Source organism: Fontisphaera persica (assembly GCF_024832785.1).
Taxonomy (GTDB): Bacteria; Verrucomicrobiota; Verrucomicrobiia; order Limisphaerales; family Fontisphaeraceae; genus Fontisphaera; species Fontisphaera persica.
Map to the genome: position 1 here is coordinate 1,212,331 of NZ_CP116615.1, position 13,492 is coordinate 1,225,822.

Consider the following 13,492-nt stretch of genomic DNA (forward strand, 5'->3'; position numbering starts at 1 on the left):
CGTGGGCTCCCTGTGTTGAGCCGCCGGCACGCGCCGGAGGAGGCTTGCGAGTAAACCTACTTTCGCTATTTTTAGTCAGCCCATGAAAAAAACTCACCCAAAGTTTTTGGGGGCGATTGTGGTCATGCTTTGGCCCATGTTGAGCGTGCTGGGCTTGTCAGCGGCGGAGTTTCCCCGTGCCGATTATGTTTTATTGATTTCCTTTGACGGTTTGAGCGGCACTCATTTGCGCGCCTACCTGGCAGCTTCGCCGGAGAACTTTCCTCATTTTCGGCGCGTGTTACGGGAAGGGGCCGGCACATTGAATGCGCGTTGTGATTATTACGCCTCGGAGACGGTGCCCAATCACACCTCCATGCTCCTGGGCAGACCGTTGTGGCAGCCGGCCGGCTGGCCAGAGGATTCCTGGCATGGCTACGCCAACAATGGATACACCGTTGGGGAGATTTATCATCAGCACGGTAATTCGCAGCCCGGTTATTTGCACAGCGTGTGGGATGTGGTTCATGACCACGGGTTGCGCACGGCCTGCATTGTCAGCAAATCCAAGTTGTTGATTTGCGCGGAAAGTTACAATGCAACCAACGGCGCGCCTGACACGGTGGGGGAAGACAACGGGCCTAATAAGGTGGATTATGTGATGAATGTGCCTTGGAGTTACTACACTTACAATCGCTGGGCCATTGTGGGGGCAGTCACCAATTATTTACAGGATGAGGTGCCTCATTTTGCCTTCGTCCACTTTGCCGATTTGGATTACATCGGTCATGCCTATGGCTGGAGCAGTGGGGTTTGGCGTGCCACGCTGGAGGAGTTAGATGGCTGTCTGGGACAAATGATGGCGTTTATCGAAGGCCATCCTGCCATGAGCAACCGTACGGCGCTCATCATCACCTCAGATCATGGCGGTGGGGTGCCGGATTATTCCCACACGGATCCGCAGTACATGGTTAATTACACCATCCCCTTTTTGGTGTGGGGGCCCGGCTGGCCGCCGGGAGAGGACTTATATCGGTTATGTGCCAACCGGTTTGACCCGGAGATTTATAGAGTGGACTACCTGGCCCCATTACAACCGATACGCAATGGAGACGCCGCCAATCTGGCGCTGGATATACTTGGCCTGCCGCCGGTGCCTGGCGCTCCTTTGCGGATGGTGCGGGGGCAACCGGTGGTTCAGTTGTCGGTCTCGCGGCAGGTCCATGGTCTGGTTGTGCGATGGCCCGCGCCTGCCGGCGGTTATGTGCTGGAAACGGCCAGCCGATTGGGGGATTCGCGGGCGTGGATGCCGGTGACCGAGGGAGTGGTCATGGATGAAGTGGATTGGCAGAAAATGCTCATCCTATCGGCGGGCGGGGCAGAACCGCAAAGGTGGTTTCGCCTGCGCCGGGAGCCGTGAATTTATGATGGGCCGGCCGTCGGGCATTCACGATAGGCCAGTGCCTTTTGCGACATGGAATCCACGTTAAGATAAACTTGCGCTCCGTTCTGCCCTCCTTCCACCACCCAAATGGCTTCCATCAAGGAGGCGGCCGAGGGAAGCAATTGGGCGAGTTGGTTGGGCTGGGATAGGATCAACTCTTCATTAAACCGATAACCTTCCTTGCCGGGCGTAACGGCCAGATAAAGCATGTCCATCTCCACCAAGTCATTGAAGAAATGGGTTCCCAGCGAAATATCGGGAATCAGGCCTTCATGCATCAGGGCCAGCTCGCAAATCACGGAGACGGTGTTGATTTCGGCGAAAGAAACCGGGACGCCCAGCGAAGGCATGGAGGTTCCCCAGCGCCCCGGGCCGATAATCATGATGGTGGGTTGGCGTCCCTGGTTCAGGTGGGTCAACCGTCCAATGGCACGCGCCACCGAGTAGCGCTGACTCATGCTCATTTGGGAATAAACCCGCGGGACTACGTAAATCAGCCGGTCCACGCCGGTGGCGAGGCTGTGGCCGATGATGGGGCCGGAGGATTCCAGAACCACTTCCTGGGGGGGGATGTGCGCCGGAATGCGTACCCGGCTGCCTTCGCCCCGGATTTTTACCTGGAAGGGGCGGCATTGCAAAAGGTTGATGCGGTAGTGGCCGTTGGGGAGGAAGTTGACGGTGAATTCCACGTCCACCGGGTAATCATAGGCTTCTTCCAGGGTGCGGAGCATATCACGCAAATCTGAAGCCAGGGGCGTTTGCTCCAGAAGCGTATCAAAATTGAGCATCCAGTCTCCCTCGCCGCCCAAACCTTCGCGAGCCATCAAACTGCGCAAGGGGGCGGGCAAAAAGGCGGCCAGCTCCCGGAAATCGCGCGCGGTAAGCCGGTTGGCGGCCAAGTCCAGCAGGTCCGCCCGGCGTTGAGTGAATTGCCGCACATTGCCGCCCTTGGCCTCGGGTTGTTTGAGCGGCACGTTCAAGGCGACCAGGCGGGTGTAATCGTCATCTGTCCGGTCCACTGCCCGGGTACCCAGGCCAAACACCAGGCGCAAGACGCCGGCGCGCGGGTCTATGTCCTCATGCCAAACAAAGGGATTGAAGGAAAAACCCACCCCTGCCAGGTGAGGGAAATACGTGTTGCCGTACATTTCGCCAGAGACCCGCTGCACCAGCAGGGCCATTTGTTCATCGCGCTCCAGCAAGCCGTGATGGCGGCGGTACTCCAGCCCCTCATGGCTCATGGTGCTGGCGTAAACGGTGCGCACGGCCTGCATGAAGGCCTGGAGCCGCTCCTCCGGCGAGCCTTGGTTGGCACAAAAGACACTTTCATATTTGCCCGAGAAAGCGTTGCCGTAATTGTCCTCCAACAAACTGCTGGAGCGCACAATGATGGGAGACTGGCCAAAGTATTCGAGCATTTCCTCAAACTGCTCACTGATGAAATCGGGAAACTCGCCCTCCAGGATTTTCTGGCGGGCCAGGTCTGCGTTTTGGAGGAGGACATCAAAGTCTTTTTGGCGGCGGCGCAGCCACCAGCAACCATTCTGGACCAGGTAGGTATAGAACACGTCGGAACCGATGAAGAACGAATCATGCCCCTCCAATTTCTGCCACAAATCCGGGCGTTTTTGGCGTAACACAGCCCGGGCCAATAACATGCCCAGCGATTTGCCACCGATGAGGCCCGTGCCAATCATGCGTTGCATCACCTCGATGAGGTCGGCCAGGCTCAGGTACTGATGCGCCAGCGCAATGAAACGCTCTTCGCGGGTGAGCACCATTTTGACCAGGCGTTGGAAAAAAGCCTGGGCCTCGGTATTGGATTTGCGGCCTTGTTGGACGGCTTTCCAGGTGGCCTGCGCCTGACGGAAGGTGCGGACCCAGACGCCAAGGCGATGGACACTGAAGTCCAGCCAGGGTTGGGGAACGTTGGCCAGAATATCCGTGATGACGGCGCTATTGGTAACGGGCTTGAATTCCTGCCCCTCCCAGGCATGGAGCATGTACATGGTGGGGGAGTGCCGTTGCCACACTTTCTGAGGATGAATGAAAAGCTGGTCCCGCTTGCGATGCACCTCCAACACCACTTGTGCCGTATTGTGAATCGGGTCCGTGGCGTGAAAGGAATGATGATCCTTGCGCAAACCAAAATAGGCGATGGTTTTCAAGTCATAGAGGAAAGGGCAGGTGATGCGAAAGAAATTGCCCAGCATGCGGTCGCTGTACCAATCCGCCGCCAGATCGCTGAGCATGTCAAACACATAGCAGGCCCCGATGCCCTCGGCCTCGATGACGTCGAGAATCTCGCCCACGAATTTTTCAAAACCATCTTCGGGTCGCAGGCGTACATGCCTGCCTCCCTGTTCTGGTGAAACAAGTTCTGAATGCCGGCCAAAACGAAAATATACCAGCGGCCGCCGCTGCCGGAGGCATTCCTCCCAGAAAGGCAAAACAAAGGGCCGGTATTCATCCACGCTGGCAACCTGCCACACCACATTATCCCCGGCTTGAAGGTTTTGCAGAGTGCGGTCTAAACCGGGCAGGCCGGTGGAGAAGAAACTCAAATCCCGGTTGTAAGGGGTGCTGGCCTCGGGCGCTGGTGAAGAAGCTGAGGGGGTCATCGCAGAAGCTTTCCGTAACGTTGCACCGGTTTTTGGCCGTCGGGCCTGGGGGTCCAAATATCCTGCCACCGGAGGCCGCATTCGCGCACCATCTGGAAACAATAATCCAGGTCGCCGACTTCCCGCCCGCCATTATTCGTGCCGAAGGTGAACTTGCAACCAGCCGCTTTGGCCATTTTGATAAAGGCGGGGCTGGGCAATTTGTAGCGGGCATTGATTTCAATGGCCACGCCATGGGCGGCTGCGGCGTCAATCACACGCTTCATGCGTTCTGCGGTCCAAAGGGTATCGTATTCCGCGGCCAGAACATCGGGAAGGAAAGTGGGATTCACGTAAATGTCCACTGCTTCGCGACTAAGAATTTCCACGGTTTTTTCCACCAGCAAATCCATGAATGCCTGTTTGTCGGGGATTTCACCGACTTCTTCCTTAATCCAAAGTCGCATGCGCCTGCCTTGCCGGTCGGTGAAGGTCATGGAATCGGTGAACACGTAGTCAAACTTGGCCACGGCCGCTGGTGAAAACATGTTTACCCATTCGCGGCCTTCCGCCTGCATGGCCACGAACACCGGTTGTCCCTTCATTTCCCGCAAAAACTGGTCAATCCCGGCATCGTTGGTAATGCCAAAACCGACGCCGCAGTTGACGGCCACGCCGTAGAACACGCCCGAGCGGCGCGATTCCGCCAGCGCCTCCGGCAGGGTTAGCCCTCCTTTGAGGTGCATGTGATAATTGACCACGGGGTAATTGGCCGCGCCCAAGCGCAACACGGCCCGGTCATGCTCGGTCATGGCCATCTCGCGCAGGTCTTCGGCGGGGGCGGCGTCGGGCAGACGCCGCACGCGGAGATTGCGGAACCAGACCTTGCTTTTCGGGTCATGGCATTGCAAGGCAAAGGTGCCGTCTCCCAGACGGCGGCCGGGCCGTTCCGGGTTGGCGAAGGGCGGAGTGGGTTCCAAATAATCCACCACCAGCGTGTCATTCACACGGATTTGCACGCGCTTGCCACTCACACGCACGGCCATTTTGAACCACTGCTCGTCAGCCACCAGGGCCTTATAGACGTTGCGCACGCCATAAAGGCTCCCGGTTAATTTGTTCTCGCGGTAGTCTCCCTCACCGTGGCGAGCGTTATGAATTTGCACTTCCAGGCCGGCGCCAGGAAAGCCTTTCTCTTGGAAACGGGTGTGAAAGAAGACGCCGCTGTTGGCCAACGGTCCCGCTTTAGCTTCAAATTCCAGCTCGAAATTTTTGAAGGTGGCCTGTCCTTCTGGCCCTACATAGAACAGATGGGCCCGCGGCCCGTCCGCCACAATGGCGCCGTTTTCCACCTTGAAGGAGGCCGGGTTTTCGCTGGCTCTCCAGCCGTTTAACGTTTGGCCGTCAAACAAGGACTGCCAGGCGGACGGTTCGGCGGCGGGGAGCGCCAAGAGCCCCAAGACGGCCGCCGCCACGGCTGGGACGGCGCGAATGCAAGCGAGGCGTAATATATTCATCGGCTCTAGGATGTGCGGAAAAAAGGACGATGGCAAGGTTGTAGGTGGCCATGCCCATGAGCCGAGGATGAACGGATTGTTTTCCAGCACGATTCTGCGAGGGGTTGGGCCGGCTCTCCAGGGCAGATAAGCAACGGGTAATTAACGGGTAATTTCCTTGACCTGTGACGACTTGATGCCATGCTGCGGAGCGTAGTCATTTGCATTATGAAATCACGCAATTCAGGTTGTTATTGGCCAGGTGTCGCAATGCTGGCGACGCTGGGTATGATGTCGGCATTTGCTGCCAGCAATGTGGCTCCGCCGTTTTACGGGGATCCGCCGGATGACAATCATCCGTGGGCAGTGCACGATCGCAACCGTCCGTTGCCGCCAGTCATTACGCCAGGCACGTTCAGCACGCAGGACCAGGCGGGCAAGCCTCCCTCCGATGCCATCGTGCTTTTTGATGGCACGGATTTGTCCAAGTTTTCCGATAACAAGGGCAACCCGGTCAAATGGGTGGTGCGCGATGGTTACATGGAAGTCACGCCGGGTTCAGGGGAAATTCGCTCACGCGAGGAATTTGGCGATTGTCAACTGCACATCGAATGGTGCGCTCCCACGAAAATCGAGGGCTCCGGGCAGGGGCGTGGCAACAGTGGCGTATTCCTGCCAGGTGGCCTGGAAATCCAGGTGTTGGATAACTACAACAACCCCACCTATGCCGACGGCACGGCCGGCGCTTACTATGGCGTGATGCCGCCCTTGGTGACGGCGGTGCGTCCGCCTGGGCAGTGGCAGGTGTATGACATCGTTTTTCGGCGCCCGGTGTACAAGGATGGCAAGGTGGTGGACCCGGGTTACGTGACGGTCTTTCTCAATGGCGTGCTGGTGCAGGACCATACACCGCTGGAAGGGGCCGGCGGGCACATGGGGCGTTCGCGACCACGGCCATTTCCAGAGAAAGGGCCGCTGCGCTTGCAGGACCATGGCAATCCCACCCGTTTCCGCAACATCTGGTATCGTCCGCTGCCGCCGCGTCCGTCCCAAGGCGGGACCGATGGTTTCTTAAGCCCGGAAGCCACGCTGGCCAAGCGCAAGGAGATTGCAGCAACCCTTCGTGAAGACGCGGCCAAAATGGCCAATCCTGCCAATCCAGTACCGGAAATGATGCGATGGATGGAATCGCTGGTCTATGAGGCGGAGCCTTCAGCTCTCAAGAAGGTGGAACAAATGGCCTCGGCTTACGTAGCCAGTCTCAAGGCCTTGCCGCCGGAAAAGCTGCAAGGCAAACGCGATGAAGCGCGCAGCCTGCGAGATGCCTTCCGCTACCTGGTGCGTGCCAAGGCCATCACGAATGAATTTGGCCCCAAGGTTGAGTTGGAGAACCTGATTCGTGACCAGGGCTGGGACAAGCAGAAGAAATAGAAAATTGTTGGCCAAGACGTTTTGGCTTATCACCCCACTGTGTTCTCAATGCAGTGGGGTTTTATTTTGCGTTGGAGTTATCGTCATGAATTGGGGGCCGGCAACACCTCGCCTGCCTGGCTTGCTGGCAGCTCAATTGGGATGGGGGGTGAAGGAGTAACTTTGAGCCGGAAGCAGGGTTTTACCTCTGGCTGTCCAAGGCCAGAATGGCGCCCAGTATTTTGGAACGCACTGCACTTTGAGTGCGGGGCGAGGTGAGCTTGCCCTCATAACGGTGGGTGACATAGAAGCTGTCCATGGCCGCCCCTTTTTCGGTGGTGATGCGCGCCCAGGAAACATCCAGTCCGGCATCGGCCAGCGCCTGAGAAATGGCATAGAGCAGTCCCAGCCGGTCTTCGGTGGTAATGTCAATGACGGTCTCCGTTTTTGCGCTCTCGTTGTCGATATGGATACGGGTGGGCAATCGTTCGCCGCCCACCGCGAAGTACAGGCTGGCGCCCAGTTGCTGGCGGCGAATGGCGGCATACAAATCCACATCACCGCGCTCGAGCACGCGATTCAGCAAGTGGGTGCACTGCTCGCGTTGTTCCTTGGTCACCGGGCCGCCCGCCCGCGCGTCGGTGACGTAAAACGTATCCAGGGCAATGCCATCGGCACGGCTGTAAATTTGGGCGCTGAGGATGTTCAGGCCGCTGGCGCTGCAGGCGCCGGCAATGCGGCTGAACAGCCGGGGCCGGTCCCAAGTGCATAATTTCAACTCGGTGCAGCCCCGGTCGGGCAGGGGAGTCCAATGCAAGATGGGACGCAAGGAGGCCAGGCCGCTGTCCAAATCTTCATCCACCGCCCGCCGCATGAATTGGTGGGCCAGCTCCAAATCCAGCAGGATTTCCTGGGGCGAACACTGTTGGAAATATCGCACGGGCAGGTGCTTGAAATGCGCGTATAACTCCTCCTCCGCAATGTGCCGGGGCAAATGGCGAGCCAGCTCGAGGGCCAGCAATTGGCGTTGCTTTTCCGCCTCTTCGGCCGGCGGACGGATGCCGCGCAGATAATCGGTGGTTTTTTGGTAGAGCTGCCAGAGGAGGGAATCTTTGAAGCCGTTCCACAACTTTTCGCTGGTGCCCAATAAATCGGCCACGGTGAGCAAGGTCAGCAGGCGGAGTTGTTCCTCTGTTTCCACCACGCTGGCAAAATGAGCGATGACCTGCGCGTCATTCAGGTCGCGACGCTGAGAGATACGGGCCATGTCCAGATGGTGCTTAATCAGGTGGCAAAGCTGCTGTGTGGCCGCATCGTCAAGGGCCATGCGCTGGGCGAAATTTTGCGCCAGGCGTGCACCGTCTTCCGCATGGTGGGTGGAATTGCCGGCCTTGCCGGCGTCGTGCAGCAACAATGCCAGGTTCAGCACGTGCGGTTTTTCCACCGTGCGCAACAGGTCGCGGTAACGCTGAAAAGGCTCTTCCTTGGCCTCCCAAATCTGGTCCAGCTTTTCCAGACATACCAGGGTGTGCTCGTCGGCCGCATATTGGTGGTAAAACTCGTGCTGAACCAGGTTGGTGAGCCGGCCGAATTCGGGCACGTATTTGCCCAGCAAGCCCACCTCGTGCATTTGGCGCAGGGTGGCGCCCACACTGCCGCGGTGGTTGAGGATTTCCAAAAAGGTCTCACGCACTCGTGGGCTGTGCAGAAAATCCCGATTAACGAGGTGAAGTTTGTTGCGCAGCAACTGCACTAAGGCGGGCTCCAAGGTCAGCCCGCGCTGCTGGGCCAGCAGGAAGACGCGCATCAGGCGAGGCGGCGCGTCATCGAAAACACGGGGCGAGGCGGCGCCAATCTGGTTTCCCTGGATGCGCAGCCCATCCACGATGACCGGCGTGGCGCGTTTTCGCCAGAAGCGCGGGAGATTGGGCAAAAGCCGGCCCGCTTGGGGGTCGAGTGCCAGCCGTTGCTCCACGATGCGCGTTATGAGGTAAATGTTGCGGGTGTGATTGTAGTATTCGCGCATGAAATTTTCGATGCGCACCCAGGCCGAGCGTTCCTTGAATCCCAGTTGCCACGCCACCGCGGGCTGAAAATGTTTGGTCAGGATGTCCTGCGGTCGCGGGCATTGGTAATGTAATTCTGTCCGTACGCGCAACAGGTAATCGTAGGCCGCCTCCAGGTCCCGCGCTTCGGCCGGGTACACCATTTTGGCTTTGACCAGTTCGTCCAATTGTCCCACGCCATATTTGAAGTAGGTCATCCAGAGCAGATTCTGGTAATCCCGCAGGCCGCCGCAGCCGTTTTTGATATGGGGTTCCTGCATGACGGGGGAATTGCCAAAACGCTGCCGCCGGGCTTCCTGGTCGGCCAGCCGCGCGGCAATGTATTCCGTTTCCCGCCCTTTCACGCAATGCTTGAACAGTAGCTTCTTCAGCCGTTCAAAGAGTTTTTCATCTCCACAGAGAAAACGCGCCTCGATCAAGGCGGTTTTGGACTGCATTTCCTTGTTGGCCTCTGCCACGCATTCCTCCGCCGTGCGCGTGGCATGCCCGACTTTCAATCCCAGGTCACTCAGAATACCCTCCCCAATCAAGGCCAGCGCGGGATGGGAGGCGCCGCGGTGGGCGGGGCGTTCTTGCAGAAACAACAAATCCACATCGCTCCAGGGGTTGAGTTCTCCCCGTCCATACCCCCCTACGGCTACCAGGGCGATGGGTTGCCATTCGCCGGGTTTGGCCAGTCCCTGCAGGGCGGCAAAGAGGTTTTTTAATACCAAATCCAGCATGGCCGCACGGCCACGGCAAACTTCGCGACCACCTCCACCGTTGCGATGCAGGATTTTGAGACGATGCGATTGGATTTTGAGAAAATGCCGGTATCGCGCCAGTTCCTGCGCGGGATGTCGTCCCGGCGGAAGCGCCAACCGCGCCGCATCCGCCGTCATTTTTTCGAGCCAGCCAGCCATCGGCTCTAAGGTAGGCTGGGGATGCCCGCCAACGCAAGCTTAGCCACCACCTGATGCTCGCCGAAAGAGGCTTTTAAGATAGATGCATGACCTAACCCCTTTTGGTTTCCAGGCCGGCCTGTTATTCCTTGTCCAAGCCGTGTCGCTCGTGATTCTCCGGCCAGCAAATGGACGCCACAGCAAACTGAACGTAAAAGGGCAAAACTTGAGTCTCAGCCTTGGCATCGGTTAATCTGAGCGGACATGTCCGCCAATATTGACCCGGATTCAGAATTGATGCTGCGTGTCCGCCAGGGCGACCGGCAGGCTTTTGCAGCATTGGTGGACAGACACAAGCAAGCGTTGGTGAATTATATTGCGCGGACAATTCAGGACCCCACCGAGGCGGAGGACCTGGCTCAGCACGTCTTTGTGCAAGTGTTCAAGGCGGCCCATCGTTATCGTCCACAAGCCCGGTTTGCCCCCTGGCTCTACAGCATTGCCCGCAATGCCTGCCTGAATGAATTGCGACGACGCTCGCGGCATCCCACGACTTCCTTGGAGGATTTGCATGCGGGAGAGGAGGAATCGGCGCCGCGACCTTTGCCGGACCCGCAGACCCCGCCGCCTTCGCATCAGATTTTGCGCGCTGAACTGGAGGCCAAGGTGGCGGAGGCGTTGAGGGATTTGCCGGAAAACCAGCGCACAGCCATCCTGCTGTACCAACAACAGCAAATGTCTTACGAGGAAATTGCGGAAGTCATGGGATGCTCCCTGGTGGCGGTGAAGTCGCTGATTTTCCGGGGGCGTGAGACGCTAAAATTACGCCTTAAGGCCTATCTGGCTTCTGGCGCATGGGAGACCAGGGATTCATAAATCATGAGCAAGAGGCGCTCGATGCCAACACAACTTTTTGCCGGGGGCGGTGTAGTAACTTTTGGGAAACGGAACCATGAACGACACTGATCAAAACCGCTGGCAAGAGGCGGCGCGCCGGGGCCAACTGACTCCGGAGCAACTGGCGGCGCTTGCCCGGCAGCATGGTTGGACTGCGGCGCAACATGAAGAGTTGCGCCAGGAATTGTACCTAAGTCGAGTGCTGTCTGAGATGCCCCCTGTGCCCGTTTCCACCAACTTTACTCATCGGGTTTTGGAGGCCCTCGATGGAGAGCCGGTTCGACGCCAAGTTACCTGGCGCGAATGGCTGGCCCGCCATTGGCCCCGGCTGGCCGTGCCGGCGGCGGCTGCAGCCGCCGTGGCCCTCTACGTGGGCTTGCATCAGCACCAGGATGCCGCCCGCCGCGCTGAGTTGGCGGCCTCAGTCCAAACCGTGGCCACGCTGGCAACCGCCCCGGCGACCGCTCCTGAGGGGCTGGATATGGAGGTATGGGAAAACTTTGATGTGATTTTGCGCATGGGGGCGGTGGCTGCGGACAACGACCTTTTGCGGATGCTGGGTTCTCCTCCGTCCCGTTAAACCATGAAACGCATTGTTTGGCTTGCCGTGGGAATGGCCGGGGTGTTGTGGGCGGCTACACCGCCTGCGCCAACCGTGGACGGCCGTCCGCCGCTGCCTCCATTGGGGGCGCCCCCCATGCAAGCTTTCCGTGAGTTGTTAAACACCAATGCGGCAGGGCGCCAAGCATTTTTAAGCAAAAAATCGCCTGAACAACGGCAGTTGTTTGAGCAAAAACTGGCCGAATATGAAGGATTGTCGCCCGCCCAGCGCGAATTGCGCCTGACGCTCACAGACCTGCGGCATTATCTGATGCTGTTTCTGAATTTGCCCGAGTCTTGGCGGGAAACCTATTTGGCGCAGTTGCCTGAGAGGTACCGTCCCTTGGTGGTCGAGCGACTTAAGATTTGGGACCGCCTGGACGAGGCCACACGTAAAGAACTGCTGCAAAACGAGGATTTGTTGGCTTATCTGGTGCGACTGGAAAATGCGCCGCCCGTACCGCAGGGGCTGTTTCTTTACAGCTTGCCAGGTGAACGCCGGCTGGCCATCGAGGCGGCGTTAAAAACTTGGAATCAGACACCACCTCACCGCCAGCAAGCCATGTTGCAACGATTCAAGCATTTCTTTCATCTCTCGGAGTCCGAGCAAAGGCAGGTGCTGGAAGCGCTGCCCCCGCAAGAGCGGCAAACCCCGGAGCGATTCCTGGCCGCCTTATTCCGCTTGCCAGCCAGCCAGCGCGAAAAGTATGCGGAAGCCGTGAATCGTTTCTTGAGTCTTTCACCGGCAGAACAGGAGCAATTTCTGCGCAATGCCATGACATGGAAATCACTGACACCCGAACAACGCGAAATCGTACGCGACATGGTGAATAAGATTCCGCCTTTGCCGCCCTTGCCGCCCGGCCTCCTTCAAAGCACAGGGCCCTCTTTGGGAGGGTTTCCTGCGACAAGCGGAAAACGTTAACGATAAATTAATTTGTTGGCCATCTTTAACAGCCTGTAGGCAAATCTCGGTTAGGGAGGTTGGCACGGTGTATGCGCCATTTCTGGGCATTTGTTGCAAAATTGCCGTATTATCGCCCGGAAAATGGCACAAAAAAAATTGAAAAAACCTTTGACTTAGAGGGACTTGTATGCTAAATATCCCACTAAATTGTGGCAGCACATACTCTTATGAACAAGTGGCCCAAACTCATCTTGGTGGGAGTCGGAGGACTGGTGTTGTCTTTAGTAGTGGTAAGCCTTCTCCCTGCAAATAGTGATTCCACATCTTCGGGCACGCCGTTGGCAGTCATCAGCAAGACGCCGGCAACGGAGATACCTGCGGCAGCGGCGAACCTTGTCCGCCAGGCCTCTGGTGAGGCTCGCAGCGTGGTGGCCCGGCAGGTGCTCGAAGCGGTCCACGCCTTGGAAAAGCCTTGTGCTTTGCCGTATGTCGTAGCCGCCATGACCAAGGTCGAGCCAGCGATTGCGCCCCAGGCGGTGGTCACTGCTGCAGAGTTGCAGCCACAGGAATCATTGGCGGTGGTGAAAGCGGCGGTGGCCGCAGCCCCGCAATTCACCGGCGACATACTTTTTGAATTTTCCCAAAAAATGCCGGAGATTTCATTTGCCGCCGCTCAGGTGGCCGCTCAGGTGGCGGCTGACCAGTCGGTGGCCGCTGTCCGAGCGGTAGGGCGCGCGCTGCCGGGTTTCGCGCCCTTTGTGGAGAAAGCCTTGCAACACCAAGCCAATGCGGGCCGGGTGGATGTCACGTCCACCTTGAAGCAAGCTCAGGAAATGGCCAGCGTGGCCGCGCGTGAACAACAACGGAAGGAAGCCGGCGCGGCCGCCCTGGCTTCAATTCCTCAATCCACTGCCGTTCCATCGGCCTCGGCGAGCAAACCAAAAGCTTCTGATTTCAATAATTTAAGTTCTTCGGAATTGGTGCGTGCTCAACCGGCATCTGCCCAGCCTGCGACGCCCGCCGTCGCTTCCTATACCGCCTCTGCCACGTTCAAAGCGCCGGCCAAGGCGGTCTCTCCGGCCAGTTTGAAAGTGCCCAGTCCGGAGCAGGTGAAGTCGCAGGTGGACGAGTTGGTCAGGCCCAATAATTACAACCGGCCTTGAGCAAATCATGGTGGGCACCAGCCATCCCTTGCGGCAGCAATCGCGCGGC

Annotated in this window: 9 protein-coding genes; 6 read left to right on the forward strand and 3 right to left on the reverse strand. The window is 58.1% G+C overall.

Features of this window, described 5'->3' with window-relative positions; translation table 11 throughout:
• The first annotated feature begins 82 nt into the window (after positions 1 to 82).
• Positions 83 to 1,399, forward strand: a complete 1,317-nt coding sequence (locus NXS98_RS04235) for an alkaline phosphatase family protein (protein ID WP_283847228.1) — start codon at positions 83 to 85, stop codon at positions 1,397 to 1,399.
• 2 nt (positions 1,400 to 1,401) lie between these two features.
• On the opposite strand, the gene NXS98_RS04240 is transcribed toward NXS98_RS04235, so the two are convergent.
• Both NXS98_RS04240 and NXS98_RS04245 read right to left on the reverse strand, forming a co-directional pair.
• Positions 1,402 to 4,044 (reverse strand): PEP/pyruvate-binding domain-containing protein, encoded by a 2,643-nt coding sequence (locus NXS98_RS04240; protein ID WP_283847229.1) that lies wholly within the window; start codon positions 4,042 to 4,044, stop codon positions 1,402 to 1,404.
• Positions 4,041 to 5,540 carry a DUF1080 domain-containing protein gene (locus NXS98_RS04245; RefSeq protein WP_283847230.1) on the reverse strand — a complete coding sequence of 500 codons (1,500 nt, stop codon included), beginning with the start codon at positions 5,538 to 5,540 and terminating at the stop codon, positions 4,041 to 4,043. The genes NXS98_RS04240 and NXS98_RS04245 overlap by 4 nt, the downstream gene beginning before the upstream one ends.
• Positions 5,541 to 5,807: 267 nt before the next feature.
• Between NXS98_RS04245 and NXS98_RS04250 the strand changes: the two genes are divergently transcribed.
• Complete coding sequence (locus tag NXS98_RS04250) at positions 5,808 to 6,950, forward strand: 3-keto-disaccharide hydrolase (protein WP_283847231.1); 1,143 nt, start codon at positions 5,808 to 5,810, stop codon at positions 6,948 to 6,950.
• 181 nt (positions 6,951 to 7,131) lie between these two features.
• Here NXS98_RS04250 and glnD read toward each other — a convergent pair whose 3' ends face one another.
• Complete coding sequence (glnD, locus tag NXS98_RS04255) at positions 7,132 to 9,897, reverse strand: [protein-PII] uridylyltransferase (protein ID WP_283847232.1); 2,766 nt, start codon at positions 9,895 to 9,897, stop codon at positions 7,132 to 7,134.
• A 243-nt stretch (positions 9,898 to 10,140) separates the two neighbouring features.
• Here glnD and NXS98_RS04260 point away from each other — a divergent pair, with 243 nt between their 5' ends.
• The 4 genes from NXS98_RS04260 (at position 10,141) to NXS98_RS04275 (ending at position 13,443) form a co-directional block, all read left to right on the forward strand.
• Positions 10,141 to 10,752, forward strand: coding sequence for a sigma-70 family RNA polymerase sigma factor (locus tag NXS98_RS04260; RefSeq protein WP_283847233.1), 612 nt, complete (start codon positions 10,141 to 10,143; stop codon positions 10,750 to 10,752).
• Between the two features lie 76 nt (positions 10,753 to 10,828).
• Entirely contained in the window at positions 10,829 to 11,353 is a 525-nt protein-coding gene (locus NXS98_RS04265) for a hypothetical protein (protein WP_283847234.1), read from the forward strand.
• 3 nt (positions 11,354 to 11,356) lie between these two features.
• A complete protein-coding gene (locus NXS98_RS04270) occupies positions 11,357 to 12,298 on the forward strand; it encodes a DUF3106 domain-containing protein (protein WP_283847235.1) in 942 nt (313 codons plus the stop codon).
• Positions 12,299 to 12,507: 209 nt separating this feature from the next.
• A complete protein-coding gene (locus NXS98_RS04275) occupies positions 12,508 to 13,443 on the forward strand; it encodes a hypothetical protein (protein WP_283847236.1) in 936 nt (311 codons plus the stop codon).
• Positions 13,444 to 13,492 lie beyond the last annotated feature (49 nt).

What these genes read in the sequence shown, in the direction of transcription:
- NXS98_RS04250 (WP_283847231.1), top strand. Translation starts at nt 5,808, where the DNA reads ATGATGTCGGCATTTGCTGCCAGCAATGTGGCTCCGCCGTTTTACGGG.
- NXS98_RS04235 (WP_283847228.1), top strand. Translation starts at nt 83, where the DNA reads ATGAAAAAAACTCACCCAAAGTTTTTGGGGGCGATTGTGGTCATGCTT.
- NXS98_RS04245 (WP_283847230.1), bottom strand. Translation starts at nt 5,540, where the DNA reads ATGAATATATTACGCCTCGCTTGCATTCGCGCCGTCCCAGCCGTGGCG.
- NXS98_RS04270 (WP_283847235.1), top strand. Translation starts at nt 11,357, where the DNA reads ATGAAACGCATTGTTTGGCTTGCCGTGGGAATGGCCGGGGTGTTGTGG.
- NXS98_RS04260 (WP_283847233.1), top strand. Translation starts at nt 10,141, where the DNA reads ATGTCCGCCAATATTGACCCGGATTCAGAATTGATGCTGCGTGTCCGC.
- glnD (WP_283847232.1), bottom strand. Translation starts at nt 9,897, where the DNA reads ATGGCTGGCTGGCTCGAAAAAATGACGGCGGATGCGGCGCGGTTGGCG.
- NXS98_RS04275 (WP_283847236.1), top strand. Translation starts at nt 12,508, where the DNA reads ATGAACAAGTGGCCCAAACTCATCTTGGTGGGAGTCGGAGGACTGGTG.
- NXS98_RS04240 (WP_283847229.1), bottom strand. Translation starts at nt 4,044, where the DNA reads ATGACCCCCTCAGCTTCTTCACCAGCGCCCGAGGCCAGCACCCCTTAC.
- NXS98_RS04265 (WP_283847234.1), top strand. Translation starts at nt 10,829, where the DNA reads ATGAACGACACTGATCAAAACCGCTGGCAAGAGGCGGCGCGCCGGGGC.